Raw genomic sequence first — 26,894 nt, 5'->3', positions numbered from 1 at the left:
ACCGGTGTGTTTGTCGGCGTTGCCGTTGGCACTGGCGTATTTGTCGGCGTTACCGTTGGTACTGGCGTGTTCGTCGGCGTTGCCGTTGGTACCGGCGTGTTCGTCGGTACTGGTGTGTTCGTCGGCGTTGCCGTTGGTACCGGCGTGTTCGTCGGTACTGGCGTATTCGTCGGCGTTGCCGTTGGCACCGGCGTGTTTGTCGGTACTGGCGTATTCGTCGGTAAAACAACCAACTTCGGAATTTCCTCTTCGCGTTTGCTCTGGCACACAGTACAAGTATATGTCTTAATTCCTGTACTTGAAGTGGTAGCCTCTTTCGTTATAACTCCGGCATCCCAGGTATGCGTATGCTCAGTTTCCCCGGAACCACCCTGCGTTTCATCATAAAGAACGACTGTAACCGTATAGGTTATCTTCGTTACGCCATCTGGTGCTGTCAGAACATACTGTACCGGATTTGTAAAATCATGAGATCTGCCACTGGTAAACTCATCTGCCACCGCTGTTCCTGTACCAGAACCATAATCAATATTCGGTGCCAGCCTGGTAACATCAGTTCCTTTTGGCAACCGCAGCGTAATCTTACGGTTCTCATTATCAATTTCCCCAACAACATCCTCTTTTAACTGGGAATTAAACGCCTTGTTAAGTACAAAACTATAAAATCTTGCCTCATTAGAAGCCGTCACTATAATTTTTATTGTAACTGGTAAAATTGTCTTTGTTCCTGTATCCACAATTTTATACTGTGACTCATAAATTCCCACTGGTGCAGTGACAGTCCCGGAAAAAGTAAAATATTTACTTCCATAAGAGCCTCCGCCAGGAACCGCAAAGACAGTTAAACCAGCCGGTAAATTCTCAGAAACAACCTGAGTTTCATACTTACCACTTCCACCTGTAACAAAGCCTGAATATATCCACTGCTCTTTTCCAGTTCCTGTAACTGCGTACAGCTCAGTATCTGTAATCGATAATGGTTCTGTTACGCTCATTGTTCCAAGCACAGCGATCACGGCACCATATTCTCCCGGCAGCTTATCAGCCGCATAAGCAATAAGATCTTTTCCATTATCTGATGACTCTATTATTCTGCCATTATCAACAACTGCCGATGAACCGCTCCCACTTCCAAGCGCCAAATGTATTCCATAAGTATTCAGATCAGCCCCTGTAATAACCGGCGATACCTTTCCATTGCTATATGTAATCTGAAGCTTCACTCCAGTCAGATCGAGTTTATCTCCAGCTACATAATTCAGTTTCTCAGGAGCTGCAAGCATAGTCAAGGCCGCTGGTGCATTCGCTGCAACCGTAATCGCCCACGGTATTTTTACTCCAAAGTAATCAAAAGTAACCTTAGTATCCGAGGTTTTCAGTGGGCCTGTTTTGTCATAGGTAAATCCACTGTAAATATAAGCTGCACGATCACCAATCGTTGCATACATGCTGGCTCTGGATGGATTAAATATATCTCCTTCCACATAAGATTTCTTCGGCTGTCCTGATATTACAATGCTGCTGATATCACTGGTTTTCGGCGCAACAACTTCCATTGAATAGCCAACCTGTTTCCCCTTATATTCTACATAAACATGAGTAGTTCCTTCAGCAGAACTGTCAAAGCCGCTTATCATATCGGCTGTAATCTCAGAATAAGTTGTACCATTTATCAAAAGCCTGCCCCAATACCACGGTTTTTCTCCCACGTAGCAGGAAGTCCAGTTGTTTTTTACCTCCAATGAAGTAATCTCCGGATTCTCCACCCGCTCTGGCAAACCATCCTCTGAAATCTTCCAGTCAGTTCCAAACTCCCAGCCCACGTAAGATTTGGGATCTTTCATCTGTGCCTCTGTGAGAAGTCCACCTGTTCCAATGGAAGCATCAGTTCCGCCTACAAGATTCCCCTCTCCACTCTTTCCATAACAGTTCAGCACATGTCCGCTTAAACCGTAAGAAGAGCTGAGTACATTATCAGCAGCAGTTCCACACATCTGTCCTACACGGTTGTTTGCTGCAGTTACTGTGATTTTTCCTGCATGGAGGCATTCTTTGAGCACACCGCCCATGCCTCCAAACTTCTGGATTTCTCCCGCAATTCCGCCAACATAGACCGGATATTCGTTTCCGTTTGTCTGGGTAACACGAATCGTACCGGTGCTGACACACTTGCTTATAGTACCTATATTCAGACCTGCAATTCCACCTACCCAGCTTTTCATAGGAGCCATTGTCAAATTAACATTCAGCTTTGATGTGCAGCCAAAAATAATTCCGGCAAGTGCATTTTCACCTGCAATTCCGCCAAATTCCGGATATACAACAGCTCCGTTTCCGCCCATATATCCGCTGATTGTTCCTGTCACCATACAGTCTTCAATATTTCCTTCATTGTACTGTGTGATGACTCCCTGCACGTTCTGCATATCATCATCAAAATCTGCAGCTACGCGCAGATTCCTGATTTTCCCCTGATTCATGGCTATCAAAGGCTTTTTCAATCCATAGATCGTATGTCCGTTTCCATCCAGCGTTCCACCAAAATAAGAGATGGTAAAATTAATTCTTCCCTGTGTCTGAATATCTGAGGTCAGCTGATAATATGCACCCTGATTTTCCTCGATCAAATTCAGATCATCCAGAGAATCGATCTGATAAGGACTGCTGCTTGTACCATTTCCGCCAGCCGGTTTCACAGATGAAGTCCGGCTTCCTATTACACGATAAACAATTCCGCTTTCCCCATCAGATGGGACTGTAAATTTTCCATCCTTCAGTTTCACAAGGATCGCGGAAGCTGCCGGAATGGAATATTTTGAGCCACTGTCTCCGGAAAATACCGGAAATGCAGATGCCTTTTTTGCCGCTATCCGATCGCCTGGAAAACTGTATACACCAGAAGCTTCTCCTGCTGCCACAGCTGTATAAAAATCTGAAAGAAGTGTTTTAAACGGAATTCCTGTTACCTTCTCCAGATAAGCTTCACAGGTAAGGGAGGAAGCATCTACTGTATAAAATCTCGGCAACACAGCCATAGGCTCATAGCTTCCTGCCATACGGTCAATTACGTATCTGACAAACAGGTATGGCATTCCATAGTCCTGGGCAATATCATCGCGATAACTCTTATACATCAAGGAAGAGCCGTTACGAATAGCGGTACTTCCTGCAATTCCGTTCATCCAGCCATTTGTGTCCGTACCGCCCCACAGATAATCCATGACCGTTACTGCAAGACCTTCGTTTATCCACATATATTTCTCGGAGGCATTGAATTTTGTTTTCAGCCAGAATACTGCGTGCTGTCCCTCGTGAACCAGCAGACCGTTTCTTCTGGTCATTTCACCGGAGACATAGGATGCTGCCGCCGGAGTGTTGATATGGATTGCTGTAATTCCCTCATCATACTGAAACTGACCACTTGCGCCGCTTAAGGTTTCCAGCACAATAGAGAGTTTGCCGGATCCATCTTCCCAGGGAAGATCGCCTCCTGCCAGTGTTTTCAGGATTTGATAGGGCTGTCTGTCATAAATGCTCGCCATGTCTGATGCTATGAGAGATGTTTTTCCAGCGGCATCATAATCCGCTTTCATATTTTTGTCCATCCAGATATAGCAATGTTCACCAATCCCAATACATATATAGGTCTTGCCGCTGCCATTGCTTCTGTAAATATATTTCTCTTCTCCTATTGCATAAGTGGTAGTCGCTGCCTGGACGGATATACCATCGTCAGTCTCATCTGCTGATGTAATGGACGAAATAGCGCTTTTTTCCTTCAACGCAGTGACTGAGCTGGTGCTCCCTGCATTCAGCCCGGCCAGGCTTTGAGCTGCGGGAAGCTCACTTCCACTTGAAACTGACGCAGTACTTCCACTGTCATCAAAGATCAGTGTGCCTGCACTCCTCGAATCAGATGTATCCGTATTAATAATCACTGCATACTCCCCAGTAAGTATTTCCCCTGCCTTTCCCTCTGTCACTGCAGCAAAAACATTTACACTGCCCAGTATTCCCAGAAGCAGAAGACAGATTCCCACCCACAAACCAATGGATTTCCTTTTTTTCATACACTCCTCCTGTAAAAAATTTTCTTTCCTACAGTTTACCATTTTTACATTCTGTACACTATGTTTTTTTCTGCACTTTTCTGGTTAATTTCAACAAAAAATGGGGCAAATGTATCGTTTCCGCTGATACATCGCCCCATTTAGACTTACTTTATTTTCTTATTAAATTACTCTTCCTCAAACTCCAGATCCTTACGGCTCATCTCCTCAATCAGCTCTCTCTTCACCTCAAAAAGCTTCGGAGAAAGATCCACATAAACCTTCTGTGGGTTGGAGAATCGTCTGGACTCGTCCCAGAGAGTGCTCTGTTCCTTCTGGCAGATTGCGCGAAGTTCCATTACTGAAGGAGACGTATAAACGCGTTTTCCCTCCTTAATAACCGGAACCAGAAGCTCACGAACCTCGTAAGTACCACCCAGAATCTTAGTTTTTTTCCAGGTGTCAACCGGGTCAAATACTACCATAGTTTCATCTGGGTTCAGCTTTTCGTCAGCAAGACAAATCAAATCAGCTTTAATCTTGCCTGTGGACTTGCTGTAAATACGATATACTGTCTTATTTCCAGGGTTTGTTACCTTAGCGGTGTTCTCAGAAAGCTTGATCTTCGGAACAAATTCACCTGTCTCAGGATTTTTCACTGCTGCCAGCTTGTATACACCACCAAATGCCGGATTATCATTGGAAGTAATCAGACGTGTTCCAACGCCCCAGGAATTGATCTTGGCATCCTGGGCTTTCAGGCTCTCAATCAGATATTCGTCAAGGTCACTGGATGCAGAAATGGTCGCATCATCAAAACCAGCTGCCGATAACATTTTATATGCCTCTTTGGAAAGGTAAGCAAGGTCACCGCTGTCGATACGGATACCATATTTTTTCAGCTGGATTCCCTCCTCCCGCATTTCCTCAAATACACGGATTGCATTGGGAACACCGGATTTCAGCACGTCGTAAGTGTCTACCAGAAGGATACATGCATCCGGGTACATTCTTGCGTATGTCTTGAATGCAGTATACTCATCCGGGAAGCTCATGATCCAGGAATGTGCATGGGTTCCAAGCACTGGCACGTCAAACATCTGACCAGTAAGCACACAGGATGTTCCGACACAACCACCGATCACAGCTGCACGGGCTCCAAAAATACCGGCATCCGGTCCCTGGGCACGGCGAAGACCGAACTCCATGATTCCGTCACCTTTCGCCGCATAGCAGACACGTGCTGCCTTAGTAGCAATCAGGCTCTGATGGTTCATAATGTTCAAAATCGCAGTTTCCACAAGCTGAGCTTCCATAATCGGTGCTACCACTTTCACCATTGGCTCTCTTGGGAAAATAACAGTGCCTTCCGGGATGGCATAAATATCGCCGGTAAAATGGAAGGAGCGAAGATATTCCAGAAAATCCTCCTCAAAAATGGAAAGACCGCGAAGATATTCGATATCTGCGTCTGTAAATCTCAGATTCTCAATATATTCAATTACCTGCTCCAGTCCTGCACAGATAGCAAAACCGCCTCCGCATGGGTTATCACGGTAAAACATGTCGAATACGACAGTCTGGTCAGTTGGGTTCTTAAAATACCCCTGCATCATGGTAAGTTCATAGAGATCCGTGAGCAGAGTCAGGTTATTTGCTCTCATGTTTATTCTCCTTATTAATGAGGCCAGTCTGAGAACCAATTACCTGAATAATTTTAAACAGGCTCCAGACAGGCTGTTTAATTATAAAAATTTTATACGGTAACCATAGACTCACAGGAACAAAGCGAAGTAATTTCTTATAAAGTAAAAAAGTTTCTGGCACTACTACCTTAGAGTGTGTCGAAAAAAACTCCAAAAGCTTCCCGCCAGCGACCTATGCGATTTCGTATATTTTGCTTGATTATAACACATTCATCTCAAAATGCACAGGAAAAAGAAAAGCGAAATCTTAATTTTTCCCCGAAAAATCAATGCTTCACAGAAATTGAATAAATTTTTAAAAAATTTGAAAAAAGGGGTTGACTTTTATATATGCATTGATATATAATACAACATGTCGCAAGCGAGAAACGACTTGCTAAGACACATAGCTATCGCCAAATGGTAAGGCAACGGACTCTGACTCCGTCATTTCAAGGTTCGAATCCTTGTAGCCCTGCTAAGTGGAGCACCTCGGATGAGGTGCTTTTTTCATGTTATGAAAGTCCCGGAAGGCGTGTAGTTACTGGCTTTGCGGGACTTTTAAAATTTTTTCTGAAACGCTTTTTCGTGGCTCTGAAAGGCGATTTTTTCCTTATTTGGCTTACTGATTTTTACTACATTTTCGGTGGTTTTCAGATGTGATAGGTCAATTTGGGAACGATTATAGGTCAATTTAAAATGACGTTGCTGCCAAAAGGTGCTGAAAACAGGAAAAATGAAGAAAATCAGCTAAAAATCGACAAAATTCTACTTTTTCTACCTTTTGCACAAAAAATTATGTTTACTTTTGTGATATTTTCGTCTCATAATCAAGACAGTTTCCACACTTCAAGTGCACAAATCCATTTTAGTACTCCCACCGCTTATTCTTCTGTCCGAAGGCGAACCTTAATTGACTTACTTGGTCAGTTATATTTCGGCGTTTGCCTCACAGCCCTCGGATAATGTTCAAATAATCCTGTCTCTGGTCTACGACAGCATATATAATAACTTCCTTTCGGGCTTCATTAACTTTATAAAATACAAGGTCTTTTTCAAGAATCAATACCTTATAGCCCTGACGCTTTAATACCAGGTATCTTGGATCAATTCCAAGATCTGGATTTTCTCCCAGCTGTCGTATACGATCTTCTATTTCGTCTAACTTTTTCAGTGCCACATCATTGCCGAAATTTTGTGCAATATATAATACAATCTTTCGCAGACCAGCATCTGCGGTATCAGTACGAACAATATTGTATTTCAAACTCAGCCCTCCTGCAGCATAGCACGTAAATCATCAAATGTTTCACTGATTGGCGCAACGCGACCATTCTTTACATCATCTTCTGCTTCAGTAAGGATTTCAAGCAATTCTATTCTTGATTTCATGTTCTTATACTCTTCATAGGACAGAGACACTGTATCGCCTCTTCCATTTACAGTTATGATAACAGCTTCTTTTCCCTCACGGCACTGCTTTGAGATTTCATTATAATGATTTCTTAAATCCGCTGATGGTCTGATAGTTTCCTGCATAGCAAACATAATACGCACCTCCTGTTGTTATATATGAAAATTATATCATTTAATGTCTATACTTTCAACTTCTTAGTCAATTCCATTCATAAATTTTAGAATTCTTCATTTGTTCTAGCACCCCAAAAGGGGATGTCGATTAATACCTCATTTCGACATCCCCAGTAGTAATTGAACATAGAATTTTCTCTTCTTCTCTTACATCACAACTTTTTTGTCTCCACGGAAATCAGCCTTAGACACTTCTATAACATGGCTTCCGTAACATTTCTTATACTGCCCTTTTACTTTATTTTCTGCTCCCTTGTCTGAGTAAGCCCACACATCCTCTTCAAAGTCGTAAGCTGCGTTTATAGGGTAATATGGTGGTATTCGATTGATCTTTACTCGAAAATATTTTTTGTTCTCTTCTCCATCACTTTTAGCTCATTTCCTATACTCCCAATCAACCCGCGCATAGTCCAGATAGCGTTCAGCCTCTTTTATCATTCTCTAGCGCCTTTGCCCTGTACCGCTGATCCGCTGATATACAGGTGCTTTCCTTTCTCTTAGCTGTATCTTATAAATACAATAGAGTTGCCGTACCTCCTGCATTACCGTAGTTTTTCCCACGTTTCATCACCTCCTGTTTGCATTTACCTTAATTTAATCTTTCTTTGTACCGCCGAGAACATTACCGATTGTATCTGCAACCTTACCCAGCAGCTCAAATAACAGCTCCCATGAAAAATCCATTGGCATAGCTCCTTTCTCTGATATATTTGAACGTGAAAAGGAGGTGTGAAAAAACTCGATTGAGTTTTTTCACATCCCCAAAAAATGTTCGAAAATTACCCCTGGTATATCAGAAGTTCCTGTACTGCTTCTTTTCGAAGTTTCTCCTCTTCTACTGTCCTCTGTTTTCTTTCTTTATCCATGTAGCAAACTTCATATACAACTGGATTAAAAGATGTGACTTTCATATAAGCAGTGAGTGATAACGGAATAGATGCTACATCTTCTTCCAGATAATGGTCTCCAAGCTCACGGAGAATATCTGCGATTTTATCAATGTCTTCTGTATTTCCAACTTCTACCGTAAACGGTTCACGGTCATACAGTTCTTCATCGTTTTCAATATATTCCATTCCCGGGACACAGGAGATGTCTATTGACTCAATATTCTGCAGGAGTAAAAATGAACCGTTATGATATACTACTTTAAATCCAAAGCAGCACGGATCCTTTGGCTCAAGGGAAATTTCAAATTCATAATCATCCCCGTCGTAAACAACATCCACAAACGGGATCATAAAATTGTATACACGATCATACAGATATATCCGACTGCATATCTTCCACTGCGTTCTGTCAGTACCATCTTGCTTCGTTCAAGTTTAAATCCATTTTTGCCTTTCGTATATGTGCAGGTAATACCTGTTCCTTCATCGTCAGCACTTGAAAAATACAATTTCTTTCCATAAGAAAATCTGTAGATGAGATATCTTGACGATTTCGCAACCTGTTTGTAACGTCCGGAAACTTTTTGATACAATACCGTATTAAGTGTATTGTCATTATGCTTTTCCATATAGGTTCTGCCATTTGATTTGAACGTCCGCGATGATGCCTGCACCGTTGTCTTTTCATTTTCTTTTTTCTTTTTCGTATTCTTTCAGTTCTTTCAGAGCCTTCTCACCCTGTGGGTAAAGAATGATGATATTAAAGATCGTCATCAGTCCGATTCCAACATCACCAAGATCCCACACAAATGTATATGCTGCAAGGCCGCCGATGAACAGCATCACAAGCGCCAGTACTTTGTATGCAGTCTGTGAAGCCCAGTTATCTCCGAAAAGATATGCAACATTGCATCTCGCATAAAAAAGGATGCCCAGAAACGTCGAAAAACTGAATAAAAACAGCGTCGCCGCAATAAAGATCACACCAAAACGGCCAAGATGATGTTCCATTGCTGTCTGCAGAAGATCCATTCCGGAAAGTCCTGTAACTTTTTCTTCCGGCGCAAGCAGCATGATAAATGCTGTACAGCTGCAGATCACGATCGTATCCACAAATACCCCGAGCGCCTGTACCAATCCGGCTTTGACCGGCTGGTCACATTCTGCCGCTGCTGCCGCACACGGAGCAGATCCGGAACCTGCTTCATTCGAAAACAGTCCACGTTTGATTCCATTCATTAGGACTGCGCCAAAACCGCCGGCTGCTGCCTGTCGGAATCCAAATGCTTCCTCAAAAATTCTTGCAAAAACACCCGGCAAACTTCCAAGATTCATCACAATGATCAGAATCGTGATTGCAAAATAGCATACCGCCATGACCGGCACTACCATATCCAGGATCTTAACTGTCGCATCTTTACGAAGCACTATCACAGCAGCCACAGCAACAAGTACTACCGTCATATAGATCGGCGGAATGGAAAATGCATTTTTAAATGAAGAAACAACAGAATTGCTGATCACTTGACTGATACCGCACCAGCAGATCAGACCGGAGATTGCAAACAACACAGAAATCACCACTTTGTTTCTCTTTTTCTTCTGTTTTTCTTCTACATATGCATGAATATAATACGCCGGACCGCCGCGGTAACCTCCGTACAGCGGATCTTTTTCTTTATAAAGCTGTGCCAGTGTCGCTTCAATAAAAGCTGTTGATGAACCGATAATTGCCGTCACCCACATCCAGAAAACCGCACCGGCGCCGCCTGCCGAAATTGCCGCAACAACACCGACCAGATTTCCCATACCGACACGAGTTGCCGTCGAAACGATCAGTGTCTGAAATGAAGACAGACTGTTTTTTTCTTGTTTCTTCTCAACCAGTGCCTGCACCATATCCGGGAACAGGCGAATCGGCAGAAAACGCGTCCGAACCGTAAAATAAATTCCTGTAGGAATCAGTAATATAATCAGAAGCGAAATCCCCAGAGTGCTGCCGCCCGGCAGTGGAATCTGCACCAGATCTCCCCACAGAAAACTATATACTTTCTCAATCAGAGTAACTATCATACTTTAAACCCTCTTCCATACTCACAACATCCGGGATACATGCTGCTCACGTCATCTACAACAGCCTGATTCCCGGACAGATACCATAATAGTATAGCCCATATTAACCTTTAAGCGCAAGTACTTTTAGGGTTTAAAGTCAAAAACTTTAAATAATTAAATCTTTCACCTTACCAAAACTGTTCACATATATCCAGTGTAAACTTTCTTGCTTCCTCTACCGCCATATTCATATCCGCCGGCGAAACTCTTCCTTTTAATAAAATCACATCATCTTATTTGTCGTTGAAAATAAATAGTTTATTTACTGGCAATCAAGCTTTCAACTATGTTTGAAGCCTACAGCATCGTTTAACATGGAATTTCATCAAGTATTGTTTGCATTATCTAAATACCATTGGTTCACTGGTAACATTCCGCGAGGTGTTTTTTGTGAACAAAGTTCACAGAAAACCCGAGAGTTGCGGCGCGGGGACTTATTTCACATCCCCTTTTTTCGTATTACTACATCTTTTAAATTTCCAGCAGTTCTTCACTTTTACAGCCGATTTCTCTTGCCAGACTTAACACATCAATCGCCCTTGTATGGTTGATATCCCTCTGACGCTGTTCAAAAAGCTGGATCTGACGAAGTGCCACACCACTCCTCTTTGCCAGCTCGCTCTGGGACAGACCGGATAACATCCGAAGCCGCTTCAAATTGGTTTCCACATAGTACTGATCCCATTTTTCATTTATGGTTTCTACAAATCTGGAAATATCCATTTCGTGATAAACTGGATACATGTTTAAAATCTCTTCGATTGAGACCGCATGATAGATTTTCATGAAGCTTCGCCCTGTGTACCATTGATAATAGGCCAGTGCCCAACCACACCAGTACTCCGGAGATTTATCCAGATACATTTCATCTTCCAGTTCTGGAATCAACAGACCTGATTTCCGAATTACTTCTTTTACCAGTTCACACCCGGTCTTTCCTGCCACATAAGTCGGATTTCCTGTCTGAAACTGCATTGACACATCCGATACCAGAAACATCTCATAAAACTGATTCGGAGAAAACTCATACGTATTTACCGCATAATCCATCATATCTCCAAGTATTTTTTGTGCATTATTCAAATAATCTTCAGAATAAGCGTGGATCATCATTTTCCATTTCCTCTCGCATAATATCCAATATAAACAGTTCGTTTAAATCTGCTTTCTGTCGTTTACTCATTCGATATTCTTTTCTGGCGGCACGCTCCCGCTCTATTTTCTTTATATAGTACGCCTGCATGTCAACCGGTTCACTTTTTACATATTGGATTTTTTCAAATGCCTGCGGACTTTTCAACACAATCTGCTCACCAAGTTTCCCAAGCTGCATAGCTTCCGAAAGCTTCTGTAACGAGATTACCCCTGCCACAAAATCCTGTGCAAACGAAAAATAAGAATCATCCGCCCGATATCCTATGATCACATCATATTCTGAAATATCCAGCAAAAAATGTTCTTTCAGATATCTTTTCCCCTCTTCTGCAATGCTTCCATTCTGCCAGTCGCTCCGTCCCTGTTCTTCCAGTTCCATGTCATACAATTTTCTTATCATGCTGTCCATAATGTTCCGAACCTGCTCTGGTTCCAATTCTCCCTTCTATGAGCATATCTAAATATTTACACCTTGTTACAGATTTGAAGATATAAAAAAAGAGACCAGAATTCAAATTTCCAGTCTCTTCCATTCTTCTATAATCACTCAAAAAACTACGAACATTTTGTTTTAACAAATGCAATAATGTCGTCATTTTTCTTCATGTGCTTTCTCGACTCCAGCCGCCTCTGTGGATACAAGAGAGTGCATCCGATGCTTTGAATACGGATTGCAAAATCAAGCCATTTATCGTTCATTTTTGCGCCTCTCAATAGCCGTAATTCTTTACCTGGAACAGGTTACTTCTCCATCCTCTTTGCTATAGTCAAACTTCCCATCATTTTTCTCTTCCAAAGCTTTTATCATATGATAGGTATATTCATTATACGGCGTAGGAATCCCAAGTTCCCGCCCCATGCGGACCAACGCGCCTGAGAACATATCAATCTCCGTATGGCGTCCCGCATCCAGATCCTGCAGTGTGGAATATCTGGCTGATGGGGGAACGGCACTTCCATGTCCAGAGGATGCAGCAGCCTTACTTATATCAATTCCTTTTGCAGAAGCAATGGCTTCCAGTTCTCTTCTAAGTCCGTCGCTGATTGCTTTCATATGAACGCTGTCCTGGTAACAGCCAACTCCTGCCCCTAGAATTGCCTGGGGCAGATTATTGCATACATTCAGCCGGAATTTGCTCCACATTTCTTCCCTGATATATTCTGTAGAGCGATAATGCAGTCCGGTATCTGCAAAAAGAGCCTCAATGGCCTGCACACGTTCACTGTCATAGGGTGCGCAAGGCTCTCCGAAAATAATGCCAATGGTGGTTTCCGGGTTAAAACAATATCCATTTTCCTCTTTATGGGAAGCAACTTTTATTACCGAATAGATCACATGGGAAGCTCCAATTTCATCGGAAATCAATTTCTCACTGTCCACGCCGTTCATAAGACTCATGACCGTGGTATTCTCTCCTGTAACCTGGCGGATGCTGTCCATTGCACCTGGCAGCGCTCCATATTTCAAAGACACGATCAGCAGGTCTATCCCTTTTGCTTCCTGGGGTGTCCATACTTCCGGATGATAAACCTCATCATTGATCGTGCAGCCTTTTTTCAATTTCTCCGCACGCTTACCCTCTGCAAGAACTCCCAGCCGGATATCCTTCCGCCTGGAAAGCCCCCATATCACATAAGACCCAACCGCACCTGCGCCAAGAACTGCAACTGTTTTTATCTTCATTGTCTTAACCTCCCATGTATATTTTCCCTTCTAGACAGATATTACTATTTTATCATTATCTGATAAAAACTCCATACAAAAATTCTTGCTTTTTTCTACTTGACTCCACAATCCAGGCGGTCTATTCTTTAAACAGACATAAGATTAAGAATCTTTTCGCAACATATTTTACCATTTATTTTTTGGGGGATTTTTTCATATGAAGGTTGTCATCGCAATTGATTCTTTAAAGGGAAGCTTAAGCTCAATAGAAGCCGGAATGGCCATCAGGGAAGGAGTTCTTCGGGCAAAGCCGGATGCAGAAGTCATCGTAAAACCTCTCGCAGACGGCGGAGAGGGCACTACGGACGCTTGATCGAAGGCATGAACGGAGAGCGGATCGATCTGACCGTCACCGGACCCATGCACACTCCGGTCAAGGCTCATTATGGATATCTGAAAGACAGCAATACCGCTGTCATGGAAATGGCTTCCGCTGCCGGAATCACACTGGTTCCAGATGATGCAAAGGATCCTCTTCTTGCTACCAGCTACGGTGTGGGCGAAATGATAAACCATGCCCTCCAAAAGGGTTGCCGCAATTTTATCATTGGAATCGGCGGAAGCGCCACCAACGACGGCGGCATCGGTATGTTAAAAGCTCTTGGCGTACGTTTTTTGGATGAAAATGATGTGGATGCAGGCGAAGGCGGACAGGCACTGGCGAAGGTTTCCAGAATCGACATTTCCGGCCTGAATCCGCTTTTAAGAGAAGCTCATATTCAGGTGGCATGCGATGTGAATAACCCTCTTTGCGGTGAAATTGGTTCCACATATGTTTACGGTCCGCAAAAGGGTGTGACAGAAAATCAGAAAAAGCAATTAGATAAAGATATGGCACATTTTGCGCAAATCACTTCCCAAGCTCTGGGAACGGATTACTGCAATACCCCTGGTGCCGGTGCTGCCGGAGGGCTTGGCTTCGCCTTTCTCTCCTACCTGGGGGCGACGCTGACGCCTGGGATCGAACTGATTTTGAATGCTGTAGGACTGGAGCAGGAACTTTCTGATGCGGACGTGGTAGTCACCGGTGAAGGCCGCCTGGATTTTCAGACAGCCATGGGAAAAGCCCCTGTAGGCGTGGCGAAACTGGCAAAAAAACACCATGCAAAGGTTATCGCATTTGCCGGAAGTGTCACAAAGGAAGCAGCCGCCTGCAATAAAGAGGGAATTGATGCTTTTTTCCCAATTTTACGAAATATCTGCACACTTGCGGAAGCTATGGATTCAGCCACTGCAAAAGCCAATATGACTGCCACTGCCGAGCAGGTGTTCCGGCTGCTTTAAAGCGTAATTAATCTTTTCCTGCTCTGGATATACCGCAAAGTGGGGCGTGCAGATTGCGGGAATAATTTTTCAAACACGCTCTACTGGCTATCTAACGCTTCATTTCAAAATCCTGTCCTATACTATGATGCATCTCGATTGTCTGTTGAATTTCCTGAGGGTCTGTCCATAACATATCCCCACTGACGGTATTTTTCATAGCACTGGCTGCATTTCCATACTCCAACGCATCCTGACAGTTTCCATTTTCTTTTAATAATCCGTATAAGAAACCGGAAATATACGCATCTCCGCTTCCGATTCTATCTACAACCTCAATTTTCTCATAAGGTTTTTCTTCATAATAGCTGTCTGTTTTTTTCTCATAAATTACGGAACCAAAAGTATGAGACTTTGGACTATGCACGATTCTCTGGGTTGCTGCAACCACAGCGATATCGTATTCATCAGAAAAACTTTTCAGGATTTCTTTTATGTCCCCTGTTTTTCCAAATGTAAGATTAGCTGTGGATTCTGAACAGAAAAAAATGTCTACGATAGGCAAAATCTTTGTAATGCAATCTCTTGCCTCATCTCCGGTCCACAGATTTCCTCTGAAGTTTACATCAAATGAAATCCGTGCACCTTTTTCTTTGAATTTTTTCATCATTTCAATGGCATTTTCCCTTACCGGACCGCCAAGTCCCAAGGTGATTCCGCTGGTATGGAAGCATCTTGTATTTTCATACATTTCTTCTGGAAAATCTTCTAAAGATAATTTATTCACAGAAGAATACTTGCGGTCGTAAACCACCTGCGGTTTACGAGGATCTGCGCCATATTCGTAATAGTAAATTCCCAGTCTGGAATCTGCACTGTCATCTCCAGCCAGGTAATCCGTGTCAACACCGTTTCTTCTGATCTCCCTTTTCGCATAATTTCCAATGGCATGAGATGGAATCTTGGAGATAATACCTGTAGTAAGCCCCAGGTTGGCTGCGCCAACAGCTACATTTAATTCTGCCCCGCCCAGCTGTTTCTCAAATCTGGTGCCTTGGGTTAAACGCTCGTTTCCTTCTGGTGATAAACGAAGAAGCACTTCGCCTAATGCCAGCATGTCAAATTTTTTTCCCATTTTATTATCCTCTTATATTCTTTACGATTTCTGCTGCTTCTCTGGTCAGCTTCTCAATTTCATCAAACCTGCCTTCTGTGATCAGTTTTCCTTTTACCATCCAGCTTCCTCCACAGGCAAAAATGCGGTCATATTCCAGATACTTTTTTACATTCTCTGGATTGATTCCGCCTGTTGGCATAAAGCTTAAGGAAGTATACGGTGCTGCCATTGCCTTGATAAATGCCAGTCCGCCAGCCTGCTCCGCCGGGAAAAATTTGATTACGGAAAGTCCTCTGCGTACTGCCTGTGCAGCCTCAGATGGTGTAATGCAGCCTGGAAGCACCGGGATTTTTTTCTTAATACAGTAATCGACAATTTCCGGGTCAAAACCAGGGCTTACAATAAATTCAGCGCCAGCCTGAACAGCACGGTCTACCTGATCCACAGTGAGTACGGTTCCTGCACCAACCAGCATCTCTGGGTGTACCTCTTTCATAAGACGGATAGCCTCTCCTGCTGCTGCAGTTCTGAAAGTTACCTCTGCGCAGGCAAGTCCGCCATTGCAAAGAGCATCTGCCAGCGGCACTGCATCTTTCTCATTTTCAATTACTACAACCGGTACAATTCCCATTTTTCTGATTTTTTCTAATACTGTGTTCATGCTTTCTCCTTTTTCACCACTTAATTCACTACGAAAATCCCGTCTAACAATAGACATGAGCGTTTTGTGAATATATTGAATTCATCATACCATTTTTTTATTTTCAACAGATAAGCTCCATTTTTTTAGCAGATATTTCTTTTTTATTATTAAATTCATCTGATGTGCTTATAATATATCTCACCATACTCTATTTGCAATATGTAATTACTACCAATTATTTCCTTCAATTTTAGGTTATTTTTCCATTTTGGCAGTTCTTTTTTGCAAGTTTCCTGCAACTATAGTCTTTTGCTTTGTGTGAAAACGTATGATGACAGTTGCAGATGAAGAAAAAAGTCTGCCGAAACGGCTGGCTATCTTTCAGCGAAGCACGAACTTTCTAAAAGAGATTTTACATATATTACCAAAAATCTCTTCTACAAGGAGGTGTAGATTCAGAGAAATTTATGGCTTACATTCGTACTCAGATTGTAGACGATAAAATGTATTATCTTCTCCTGGACGAAGTGCAAATGTTGGATTGTTTCGAATCCGTTCTAAACGGTTATCTCCGAAAAGACAATATGGATGAAAAACTGAAAAACACCTTCAGAACAGTAAAAAAATCCAAAATAACTTCCAGTACTATAAAGAAATATCTGGATTATTTTGAAGATTCTTTTCTAATTGAAGCAGCCGGTCGTTATAACATTAAGGGAAAAGCATATATCGAAACGCCGAAAAAATATTATTTTACAGATTTAGGACTCCGCAATGCAAGGATCAATTTCCGCCAGTTTGAACAGACTCATTCTATGGAAAATGTCATCTATAATGAGCTTCGCATGCGCGGTTACAATGTTGATGTGGGTATTATTCCCCCATTTTGCCGAATTCCTTCTGCTGTGGAAGCACAAAAGATCCTGCCCTGAAGATTTCTCCACAGGTGCAGGACCTTATCATTATTAAAACATTTTATTTGATCTTACGATATTTTCTCACTGTAAGTATCTCAATCACAACAAGAATAACTGCTGCCAACACATCGAGCATAATCAGGATCTTCTTCCAAAGAACCATAAAATATGCATTCTCCTCATTATATGCTCTGCTGTTTACCACTGTGTATAAAATGTTGTGGCAGGCTTTACGCATTGCATTCACAGAAGTAGCGCTCTGTGTATCCGTTACAGTTGCGTCTGGGGAATTCATTGGATTCAACATACTGTCCACACCGGAACGGATTGCTATATCCGCATCATAATAGCCATATCCAGCAAACATATCTGTAGAAACAAAGCCCTGGAAGCCCCACTCATCTCTAAGGACTGTGTTATTCAGCTCACTGCTTGCGCCGACCCACTTATCACCAATAAAACAATGTGCATCCATTACTGCACCTGTATGACCTTCTTTTACAGCAATCTCAAATGCCTTCAAATAAGTCTCTCGGATTGCCTGCTCTGTACTCCACAGGCAAAGCTGGTAAATTCGGTTTGTCTCCTGGTCATTCAGGGCAAAATGCTTCACATAACTGTATACGCCATACTCATCAGCACCTTTGATCTCATTTGCTGCCATAATTCCAGAAAGTACGCTGTCCTCTGAATAGTACTCAAAGTTTCTTCCGCCAAAAGCAGTTCTGTGAATATTCATTGCAGGTGCATACCATCCTGAAACATCCATCTCGTCTGCTTCTTTTCCTACGCTCTTACCCATTTCATAAGCAATATCCTTATTCCAGGTATTTGCAAGCATAACCTCTGTTGTAAATGCACTTCCGGTTGCTCCCGTATAGTTGTTGTAAATAGTTGCCGGACCATCATTGTCCGTTGTTGCTGCTTTATCAATGGAATCAATTGCAGTTGTCTGATAACCACCGCCTGCAATCAATGTGGTCATATCCTCAATAGAAAGCTCATCCAAAAGGCTGTCCCACATTTCGTCATCATAATCTTTTCCTCTGAGGGCACCAAGCTTAATTTTATTATCAGCGCCTGTAGTTGGCATTTCCTCTGAATTATCATTCATACTATCAATATCATAATTGGTGATATTCTGATAATTTGCTTTTCTATCCTCATCCATTGTGAAATCAATCGGAGCTGCTGTTGCCTCATCGTAATTCTCGAAGCCATTTTCTCTGCTCAGATAAACAACACCATCTCCTTCTGCAAAATCAAACTGATTTGTTGCAGTCTGCTGATCAGATTCTCTTGCATTGTCCTCATCATAAACGATGGTTTCAGGCACATTATACTCTACAGTATCCAGAATCGTATGTGCATCTGAACGAATACTCAGTTCATAGTCGCCTTCATCCAGAACATAGCAGCCTTCGTTCTTATAATCATAAGATGCCATATCTTCCTTGTTAATAGTAAACTCCAGAGTTTCTTTCTCACCAGAATTTAACACACCTGTTTTTCCAAAGTCAATCAGATTAGCAGCTGACTTTTCAATGCCGCCATTGGTATATGGCGGATTATAATAAACCTCTACTACATCTTTTCCTGCCACATCACCAGTATTCTCAACTTCGACAGTAAGCTTGATTCCCTCATCTGTTTCGCTTGAATCTACGATTTTCTGGGAAAAACTGGTGTAAGATAAACCATAGCCAAATGGATACTGAACTACTTTATCATAGTCAAAATCCATATTTCCAGCTTCCGCTTCTGCATATGCTGTTTCATAGAATTTATAGCCAACATAAATATTCTCAACATAGTTGACAAAGTTTACATCGTTCTGCTTTGTCTCACCGCTGAATGGATTGGCCTCTTCCCAGCCGAATTCATTCATATTTTCATAAGTGAAATCACCAAAATTGTTGAATGCAGGTGTTGCTGTCAGATCATATACATAAGTGTCAGCCAGTTTTCCAGAGGGATTTACTTCTCCATTAAGGATTTTTCCCAGTGCAGCGAAACCTGTTTCTCCAGCGCCTGGGCAACTGATCACGCTGCCGATCTGGTCGTAATTCTCTACCCACCCAAGCTCCATTGCATTTGAGCTGTTGCAGATCACAATTACATGAGCAAAATTTTCACACACAATGTCTATCATATTTTTCTCAGTCTGGCTAAGTTCAAGGTAATGCTGTCCCTCTTCAAAATCGCTGTATTCGCTGCTGTTATCATTGTATGTATAAATTTTATTTCCTTCAGCATCTTTTGCTCCAAAGTCAGTAGGAAGATCGGTTCCCTCGCCACCAATTCGGGAAAGCACGATCACTGCTGTATCAGAGAATTCTTTTGCTTCATCCAAAATTTCATCTGTATAATAATCTGCTGTAGGTTCAGGCAAAGTCCAATCAACAGCTGTCATTCCAGCTTCGCCCCTCGCTTCCGCGTAAGAAGTATACATGTCAATTAAAGTCTGGTTTAAAGTATATCCACCTGCCTGGATTCCATCCAGAAGTGATACGCAGTTTGATGTATCAACTGCACCTGAACCGGTTCCGCCATAACACGGATTGGTAGACGCCCAGCCAAATACATTCAGGTTTTTCACGTCGGAAGAAAGGGGTAAGGTTCCATCATTTTTTAACAGAACAGAACCTTCTCCTGCAATATCTGTAATCAGGTTATTTGCCTCTTCTTTTGTCTCTGCTGAAACCTCTTTTACCGGATTTACAAGCACATCCAGCAACGTACTAAGGGGTCCGTTACAGATTAAGTTAAAGGACAGTACAAAGGAAAGGATTCCTGCACATAAGCACTGTTTTCTGATCATAAATTTTTTCTTTAAATCCTGTTTTTTTGCAGCAACAGCAACTGCAATTGCAATTATAATTACTGCAAGCATTCCGATCACATACGGAATACAGTTTTTTACTACCGTTATTACGTCACTTGTCTGCACCTCTAAGCCAGCCGCACTTACTTTTGATGTAAAACACAACAAGGACACACTGCTGCTAAGAAATATTGTTCTCAGCTTCTCTTTCATAGTTCTTTCCTCTCTTTCTTTGCATTTCCCAATGTCTTTTGGTATAGGAGAAGATAACAGACTTTTTTTCAAAAAGGAAGTAGTGTGGCACCAATTGTCAAATAGGGGTTCCAGATGTTTCGGACGGGGCATGAAATGTAAAAATAGGGCTTGAAATGTAGATATTCCAATGACGTTCGGAAATGGATTGTGCTATACTGAATATAAGATTTGAAACTTTTTCAAATACGCAATGCGTTTTATAAATATGGGGAGGTCTTATGAATTCTGTAATCAACAAATCCGTCCGTTTTGCAATTGCAGAGGACGAAGCGGCAATACGAAATTACCTGACGCTTCACATTATAGAAGCATTTCAAAAGCACAATTACCAAACAGACTGTGCTGAGTTTTCAGATGGCAATTCACTGCTTCAGTCTGTTCTAAAAGGAAACACCTACGATATTCTTTTTCTGGATATTGAAATGCCTGGATTAAACGGCATAAAATTAAGCTCAAAAATACGTGAGCTTGGTCTGCAAACCCTGATCGTATTTATCAGCAACAAATCTGAGCTTGTGTTTCAGTCTTTCGAAGTGAGACCGTTTCGATTTATCCGCAAAAATCATTTTCTGGAAGAACTTGCCCCTTTAACCCGTGATCTGATCTATGAAATGACCCGCAACGAAGAAAAAGCAATCACAATAGAGGAAGAAAAAAGCACTGCCGTTTACTCTTTTCACTGTAACGAAATTCAATATATTGAAGTAAACGGAAAACACTGCAAAGTTATCACTAACAAGGAAACTGTTTCTTTACGCCAGACCCTTTCCCTTTTTGAAACCAAATTAAACAATCAGGGATTTATAAAGCCTCATCGAAGCTATCTGGTAAATCACCGCTATATTTCCCGGATTGAAAAAAATCAGATTGTATTGGAAAATGGCGCTGTTCTTCCTTTAAGCAGAAATCGGATCACTGAAACACGAGCTCAGTTTATTTCATTGAAAATGCAGCATTAAGAGGAGTTATTTATGGAAATATTAAGCATTATCGTCAGCTGGCCGGAAGATGTTATCACTTTTTTCGTCCTTCTGGTTACATTAGTTTCCGCTTATAGTTTTAAAGAAAATAAATACATAAACAAATGGGCTTCTATTATTCTGTTTACTATTATTTTTGCCATTCCATTTAATGTGTTTGACGTGTTTTATGATGAATTTAATCTCTATCTCATTATGTTAATCGGATGTAGCCTGCTATATGCCTTGCTTTTTGTGAACTACGATTTGAAAAATGTTATGACAACTTTTGTTTCCTGCCTTTTTACTTTCGTCAGCATAAAGGGCTGCATTGGTATTCTTTTTTCACTGACGCTTTCCAGCTATGTAAGCCAATATAGTTTTAATTTTTTCTCCGCATTATTATACTATCTGGCAATCATTGCAGTATCTGCTTTCTATAAGCGCCATGCCTTAAAAAGTACATCTGTACAGCCTTATTCCTACTGGTTTTTCATGTTTCTCGCACCAGTTCTTATCTATACAGCAGACAGACTTCAGATATTATCTTATTTCTCTATTTGGGGAAGTTACCGGGTTCAGTCGTTTTATGGACTTTTACAGGAATTTGTGCTGTGCTTTTTAATCGTACTTGTATATTATCTTTCCTATCTGATGATCCGAAACTTTGATCACTTCATGGAGGTTTCCATGCTCAATCAAAGACAGGCACTTCAACTGGAACATCTGGAACGCTCTGCCGCGCTTGTAGAACAACTGCGCCGCGATAAGCATGAGATGAAAAACCTGTTTTTTTATTTGCAGGCAGAACTTCAACTAAAAAAATATGATGACCTGGAAACATTTGTAGAGCATAACCTTTCACAGCGTTATGATCGCCTGGAAGAATTTAATACCGGGAACAAATTTGTAGACTATCTTTTGACTCAAAAAGCAAATGAGGCAAAGGATTCCAATATTAAATTTATGGCAGATGTTCAGCTTCCACCTGAAATTTCCATCGAAGAAAATGACCTGTGCAGTCTTCTCATGAATCTTATGGATAATGCCATCGATGCCTGCCGCAAGGAAAAAAATGGCGACATTCAGCTGCAAATCCACACTGATTCCCAGTATCTCTATATTTCCATAAAAAACTGTTCCTCAGTTGACGTATTAAAAAGCAATCCACTTCTAATCACATCAAAAAAAGATTCCGGCAACCACGGCATTGGAATGCGTGTAATCCGCTCCATTGTCACTAAATATCAGGGCTACTTTCAAAACCACTGGGAAAATGGGCTGTATGTCGTAGATATTATGCTGACATTATAGATACGTTTTCAGACTTATTTTTACCAAAAAAGAATAGTAATTAAGAAATTCATAACATTATAGAAGAGATTTTGGGATATTCGTACCAAAATCTCTTCTACTGTATGTCAATATCTTTATTCCCCCAGCGTCAACATAGTATCAATACAAGCCTTCGCCTTCACTCTCACATTCTCATCCAGCTTGATCTCTTCTCCGCCCTGACCGCAGACGCAATTATAGACATCCATCAAGGTTGTCAGTTTCATATTGTGACATACACAGTCCTTTGACAGCGGATAAAATTTCTTGTCCGGGCACTCGTACTGGAGATGCTGAACAATGCTGTTCTCCGTACCGATAATAAATTCTTTGGCATCGCTTTCTTTGGCATATTTCATAATTCCGGTAGTACTTCCAATATAATCAGCCATTGCAGAAACCTCTGGCAGACACTCCGGATGAACCAGTAACTTCGCTTCCGGATGGGCATCTCTTGCTTTTTTCACATCTCTCACGGACATTCTAAGATGAGTAGGGCATCCACCATGAACAAACTTAAATGTCTTCTCTGGAACCTGCTTTTCCACCCATGCGCCAAGGTTGCAGTCCGGGATAAACAGGATCTTGTCATTGTCGATATTGTTCACAATCTTCAACGCAGAAGAAGAAGTTACACACACATCACAAATCGTTTTCAGTTCGGAAGTGGTATTAATATAAGCTACAACTGTATAGTCCGGATTGGACTCTTTCAGTGCGGAAAGCATCTCCACATCCAGCTGCTCTGCCATTGGACATCCTGCGCCGCTATTGGAAAGGTAAACCTTTTTCTCCGGAGAAAGAATTTTTACTGTTTCTGCCATAAATCTTACACCACACATCAGCACGTTCTTCTGCGGAGCCTTAGCCGCCTGCTGGCTCAGTCCATAAGAATCACCTGTGTAATCTGCTACCTCCAGAATCTCATGGCTCTGGTATGCATGCGCCAGAATGCAGATATCTTTTTCCTTCTTTAAACGCAGAATTTCATCCTGCAGCTGTCTTGTTGTCATCATAATCGTTTTTCACTCCTGTGTTTTCATTTATTCCGGAACTTTAATTTTCCATGTATGCCCGAATGTGTTCTTAAATATCTTCTTACCCTCATTGGCTGCTAATAGCTCCACTCTTTTCGGACATTTTCTTAGGATTATATTACCTGCCGTCCTCACTGTCAACAAAAAAGTTTACAGCTATCTTGTCAATTGTAAAGTTTAGTGATATACTACAGGGCATGTCGTTCGGAAAATTTGAATCCGCACGCACCATTGTAATCATTCACAGAGAAATTTCATAAGCCTGCGCTTCAGATTACTTTTGCAAAATTTCTCTGTACACTAAATTTATCCACGAAAAAAGGACCATCAATTATGAAAACAGATATCCTCATCGCAGGAAGCGGCTGCTCCGGTCTTTACTGTGCCCTCCAGCTTCCCCGCGACAAAAAAATCACCGTCATCACCAAGTCCGACCTTACCAGTAACGATTCCTTTCTCGCCCAGGGCGGCATGTGCATGCTGAAAGAACAGTCCGACTATGACAGCTTTTTTGAAGACACCATGAAAGCCGGACACTACGAAAATGACAAAAAATCCGTAGAGATCATGATTAAAACCTCCCCGGAGGTTGTCAGGGATCTTGTTTCTTACGGTGCCCAGTTCGAGCGAAATGAAGACGGCAGTCTTGCCTACACCAAAGAAGGCGCCCATTCCACCAACCGTATTATTTTCCACGAGGATGTAACCGGAAAAGAGATCACCAGCACCCTGCTCCGCGAAGTCCAGAAGCTTTCCAATGTAGAACTTCTGGAATACACCACCCTGGTTGATATTCTGGAAAAAAACAACCACTGCTACGGCGCTGTGATCCGCCGTCCAGATGGTTCCCTTGACACCGTTACTGCAACCTATACCGTTCTGGCCAGCGGAGGGGTAGGTGGACTTTACAGACATTCCACCAACTTCCGCCACCTTACCGGCGACGCACTTGCTATTGCAGGTAAGCATAATATTGAACTGCAGAACCCGGATTACGTGCAGATCCACCCTACCACCTTCTACACCAGACATCCGGAAGACCGCAGCTTTCTGATTTCCGAATCTGTCCGTGGCGAAGGTGCCAGACTTTACGACAAAAACATGAACCGTTTCGTAAACGAGCTGCTGCCCCGTGATCTTCTTTCCCAGAAAATTCACGAACAGATGGCAAAAGACGGCACCGACTTTGTCTGGGAAGACCTGCGCACCATCCCGGCAGAAACTCTTCGCCACCATTTTCCAAACATTGTTGAACACTGCAGGGAAATGGGCTATGATGTTTTCAAGGAATGTATCCCGGTTGTTCCGGCACAGCATTATTTCATGGGCGGCGTAAAAGTGGATTATCAGAGCCGTTCTTCCATGGAAAATCTCTATGTAGTAGGAGAAGCTGCCTGCAACGGTGTCCATGGCAAAAACCGCCTGGCAAGCAACTCCCTGCTGGAAAGCCTTGTTTTCGCAAGACGGGCAGCGCAGGATATGGCAGAGCACGATCTTAAGAATGCTTCACCCCAGAATGCCATCGAAGTTGCTGATTACCTTGCTTCCCACGTAGACTTCACCCCATACCAGGACATCCAGACCCTGGCCGAAACTTATCACCATCTTGCCACACAGGCCATCACCCTTGGTCAAAATCCAGAAGGCAGAAAGGAATTTTTATATGTATGATCAGGTAACTCTCGGATTAAATGTTGATCCATTCATTTTAAGCGCATTAAAAGAAGATATCACAAGCGAAGACGTATCCACCAACAGCGTAATGCCAGATTCCACTCCAGGCGTTGTAGATCTTATCTGCAAAGAAGATGGAATCATCTGCGGACTCCAGGTTTTTGAGCGTGTTTTCACACTTCTGGATCCATCCACCAGAGCTGAATTCTATGTAAAAGACGGAGACCACGTAGAAAATAAACAGTTTGTGGGAAAAATTTACGGAGATATCCGTGTGCTCCTTTGCGGAGAAAGAACCGCCCTCAACTATCTCCAGAGAATGAGCGGAATCGCCACCTACACCAGCCAGGTTGCAGCTCTTCTTGAGGGAACCGGGATCAAGCTTCTGGACACCAGAAAAACCACCCCGAACAACCGTATTTTCGAGAAATATTCCGTTCGTGTAGGCGGCGGCAATAACCACCGCTATAATCTTTCCGACGGCGTTCTTCTCAAGGACAATCACATCGGTGCCGCAGGAGGCGTAAAACAGGCCATCTCCATGGCAAAAGCCTACGCTCCTTTTGTCCGCAAAATTGAAATAGAGGTAGAAAACCTGGATATGGTAAAAGAAGCAGTAGAAGCTGGTGCGGACATTATCATGCTGGATAATATGACCACTGAACAGCTGAAAGAATCCATCGACTACATTGCCGGACGTGCCGAAATTGAAGTTTCCGGAAATGTAACAAAAGAAAATATTGCCAGACTCACTGGTTTGGGTGTAAATTATGTATCAAGCGGAGCACTTACACATTCTGCTCCTATTATGGATTTATCTATGAAGAATCTTCATCCGGTGGAGTAAGCCCTATTCGGCTGAACTCCCCCACCGACAGTAATTATCAGAATGGAAGTCACCTGTTTCCCGCCATCAACACGTCCCAAAACATGTTTGACAAAGGCTCTACACGGTAACAGGTAACTTTCATCACAAACCAGCAGACAGGAGATAAAAAATGAAAGGTGAAGAAAGACGAAAACAACTTCTGAATATCCTATCTTCCAGCAATAATCCCGTTTCCGGCGGTACCTTAGCTAAGGAATTAAATGTAAGCCGCCAGATTATTGTCCAGGATATTTCTCTCCTGCGTGCCAACGGAGCTACCATTTTTTCCACCAACAAAGGCTATCTGCTCCAGGAGGACAGGAAATATTCCAGAGTTTTTAAGGTTTATCACACAGATGATCAGGTTGAAGAGGAATTAGGCACCATCGTAGACGCCGGCGGCCAGATTCGCAACGTATTCGTCTACCACAAGGTCTACGGCGTGCTGAAAGCTGACATGGGAATCAAATCCCGCCGCGACATCCGCGCCTACATGGAGGAAATCAGCACTGGCAAATCCAGCCTTCTGAAAAATGTAACCTCCGGCTACCACTATCACACCATCTACGCCGAAAGCGAAGAAATTCTGGATGCCATTCAGGAAGAACTTCAGCAGAAGGGGTTCCTTGCGAAATTACAGGACTACGAGCCCGTAGATTTCTGGGGCGGTCAGGAATAAAAAGCGAAAAAAATCTAAGAACCAGGCTGAGCACAAGTCTCATCCTGGTTCTTGTTATTCCAAAAGAATTTCAATCAACTCTGTTGTATTTAGAATATTTGAAAATATAAGGA

22 protein-coding genes are annotated in these 26,894 nt (G+C 42.4%); 8 read left to right on the top strand and 14 right to left on the bottom strand.

The features are described from left to right. The 10 genes from DW904_RS23035 to DW904_RS17710 form a co-directional block, all read right to left on the bottom strand. Window positions 1–4,070: DUF6242 domain-containing protein (locus DW904_RS23035; protein WP_243110481.1), on the bottom strand; the 4,070-nt coding region annotated here is incomplete at its 3' end. A gap of 167 nt (window positions 4,071–4,237) precedes the next feature. Continuing rightward, window positions 4,238–5,713, bottom strand: coding sequence for a nicotinate phosphoribosyltransferase (locus DW904_RS17760; protein ID WP_118583227.1), 1,476 nt, complete (start codon window positions 5,711–5,713; stop codon window positions 4,238–4,240). A gap of 970 nt (window positions 5,714–6,683) precedes the next feature. Continuing rightward, window positions 6,684–7,001 (bottom strand): type II toxin-antitoxin system RelE/ParE family toxin, encoded by a 318-nt coding sequence (locus DW904_RS17745; RefSeq protein WP_118583223.1) that lies wholly within the window; start codon window positions 6,999–7,001, stop codon window positions 6,684–6,686. Between the two features lie 2 nt (window positions 7,002–7,003). Then, window positions 7,004–7,282: a type II toxin-antitoxin system Phd/YefM family antitoxin gene (locus DW904_RS17740; RefSeq protein WP_118583221.1), complete on the bottom strand. Its 279-nt coding sequence runs from the start codon at window positions 7,280–7,282 to the stop codon at window positions 7,004–7,006. An 821-nt stretch (window positions 7,283–8,103) separates the two neighbouring features. Beyond that, complete coding sequence (locus tag DW904_RS17735) at window positions 8,104–8,565, bottom strand: hypothetical protein (protein ID WP_118583219.1); 462 nt, start codon at window positions 8,563–8,565, stop codon at window positions 8,104–8,106. Then, a complete protein-coding gene (locus DW904_RS17730) occupies window positions 8,562–8,843 on the bottom strand; it encodes a hypothetical protein (RefSeq protein ID WP_118583217.1) in 282 nt (93 codons plus the stop codon). The genes DW904_RS17735 and DW904_RS17730 overlap by 4 nt, the downstream gene beginning before the upstream one ends. Before the next feature lie 55 nt (window positions 8,844–8,898). After that, window positions 8,899–10,287, bottom strand: coding sequence for an alanine/glycine:cation symporter family protein (locus DW904_RS17725; protein ID WP_055174131.1), 1,389 nt, complete (start codon window positions 10,285–10,287; stop codon window positions 8,899–8,901). 513 nt (window positions 10,288–10,800) lie between these two features. Then, window positions 10,801–11,442 (bottom strand): helix-turn-helix transcriptional regulator, encoded by a 642-nt coding sequence (locus DW904_RS17720; protein ID WP_118583215.1) that lies wholly within the window; start codon window positions 11,440–11,442, stop codon window positions 10,801–10,803. Continuing rightward, window positions 11,420–11,893 (bottom strand): DUF3990 domain-containing protein, encoded by a 474-nt coding sequence (locus DW904_RS17715; protein ID WP_118583231.1) that lies wholly within the window; start codon window positions 11,891–11,893, stop codon window positions 11,420–11,422. The genes DW904_RS17720 and DW904_RS17715 overlap by 23 nt, the downstream gene beginning before the upstream one ends. Window positions 11,894–12,211: 318 nt before the next feature. Further along, window positions 12,212–13,168 carry a 2-dehydropantoate 2-reductase gene (locus DW904_RS17710; RefSeq protein WP_118583213.1) on the bottom strand — a complete coding sequence of 319 codons (957 nt, stop codon included), beginning with the start codon at window positions 13,166–13,168 and terminating at the stop codon, window positions 12,212–12,214. A gap of 199 nt (window positions 13,169–13,367) precedes the next feature. On the opposite strand from DW904_RS17710, the gene DW904_RS25925 reads away from it, so the two are divergent. Next, window positions 13,368–13,523, top strand: a complete 156-nt coding sequence (locus DW904_RS25925; protein ID WP_347562196.1) for a glycerate kinase — start codon at window positions 13,368–13,370, stop codon at window positions 13,521–13,523. Next, complete coding sequence (locus DW904_RS17705) at window positions 13,520–14,494, top strand: glycerate kinase (protein ID WP_347562195.1); 975 nt, start codon at window positions 13,520–13,522, stop codon at window positions 14,492–14,494. The genes DW904_RS25925 and DW904_RS17705 overlap by 4 nt, the downstream gene beginning before the upstream one ends. Before the next feature lie 91 nt (window positions 14,495–14,585). Here the strand turns inward: DW904_RS17705 and DW904_RS17700 are convergent, their stop codons facing one another. Together DW904_RS17700 and DW904_RS17695 are read right to left on the bottom strand one after the other, a co-directional pair. Further along, window positions 14,586–15,608 carry a sugar kinase gene (locus DW904_RS17700; protein WP_118583211.1) on the bottom strand — a complete coding sequence of 341 codons (1,023 nt, stop codon included), beginning with the start codon at window positions 15,606–15,608 and terminating at the stop codon, window positions 14,586–14,588. A gap of 4 nt (window positions 15,609–15,612) precedes the next feature. Next, window positions 15,613–16,251, bottom strand: coding sequence for a bifunctional 4-hydroxy-2-oxoglutarate aldolase/2-dehydro-3-deoxy-phosphogluconate aldolase (locus tag DW904_RS17695; protein ID WP_118583209.1), 639 nt, complete (start codon window positions 16,249–16,251; stop codon window positions 15,613–15,615). Between the two features lie 449 nt (window positions 16,252–16,700). Between DW904_RS17695 and DW904_RS17690 the strand changes: the two genes are divergently transcribed. Then, window positions 16,701–17,165, top strand: coding sequence for a hypothetical protein (locus tag DW904_RS17690; RefSeq protein WP_330608471.1), 465 nt, complete (start codon window positions 16,701–16,703; stop codon window positions 17,163–17,165). Window positions 17,166–17,208: 43 nt separating this feature from the next. Here DW904_RS17690 and DW904_RS17685 read toward each other — a convergent pair whose 3' ends face one another. After that, on the bottom strand, window positions 17,209–20,187 hold the full coding sequence (locus DW904_RS17685; RefSeq protein WP_118583207.1) for a glycoside hydrolase family 3 protein: 2,979 nt from the start codon (window positions 20,185–20,187) through the stop codon (window positions 17,209–17,211). A 260-nt stretch (window positions 20,188–20,447) separates the two neighbouring features. Between DW904_RS17685 and DW904_RS17680 the strand changes: the two genes are divergently transcribed. Beyond that, window positions 20,448–21,188 (top strand): LytTR family DNA-binding domain-containing protein, encoded by a 741-nt coding sequence (locus tag DW904_RS17680; protein WP_118583205.1) that lies wholly within the window; start codon window positions 20,448–20,450, stop codon window positions 21,186–21,188. A 12-nt stretch (window positions 21,189–21,200) separates the two neighbouring features. After that, on the top strand, window positions 21,201–22,502 hold the full coding sequence (locus DW904_RS17675; RefSeq protein ID WP_118583203.1) for a sensor histidine kinase: 1,302 nt from the start codon (window positions 21,201–21,203) through the stop codon (window positions 22,500–22,502). Between the two features lie 116 nt (window positions 22,503–22,618). Here the strand turns inward: DW904_RS17675 and nadA are convergent, their stop codons facing one another. Further along, a complete protein-coding gene (gene nadA, locus DW904_RS17670) occupies window positions 22,619–23,536 on the bottom strand; it encodes a quinolinate synthase NadA (protein ID WP_187565860.1) in 918 nt (305 codons plus the stop codon). 357 nt (window positions 23,537–23,893) lie between these two features. Here nadA and DW904_RS17665 point away from each other — a divergent pair, with 357 nt between their 5' ends. From DW904_RS17665 to DW904_RS17655, 3 genes are all read left to right on the top strand, one after another. Continuing rightward, window positions 23,894–25,231 carry an L-aspartate oxidase gene (locus DW904_RS17665; protein WP_118583199.1) on the top strand — a complete coding sequence of 446 codons (1,338 nt, stop codon included), beginning with the start codon at window positions 23,894–23,896 and terminating at the stop codon, window positions 25,229–25,231. Further along, a complete protein-coding gene (nadC, locus tag DW904_RS17660; RefSeq protein ID WP_118583197.1) occupies window positions 25,224–26,081 on the top strand; it encodes a carboxylating nicotinate-nucleotide diphosphorylase in 858 nt (285 codons plus the stop codon). The genes DW904_RS17665 and nadC overlap by 8 nt, the downstream gene beginning before the upstream one ends. A gap of 151 nt (window positions 26,082–26,232) precedes the next feature. Beyond that, entirely contained in the window at window positions 26,233–26,781 is a 549-nt protein-coding gene (locus DW904_RS17655) for a transcription repressor NadR (RefSeq protein ID WP_118583195.1), read from the top strand. The last annotated feature ends 113 nt before the right edge of the window (window positions 26,782–26,894 follow it).

The organism is Ruminococcus sp. AM42-11 (genome assembly GCF_003480145.1).
In the GTDB taxonomy this organism is placed as follows: domain Bacteria; phylum Bacillota; class Clostridia; order Lachnospirales; family Lachnospiraceae; genus Blautia_A; species Blautia_A faecis.
Note: the sequence above shows the minus strand (reverse complement) of the source record. Positions and strands in the feature narration are given on the sequence as shown.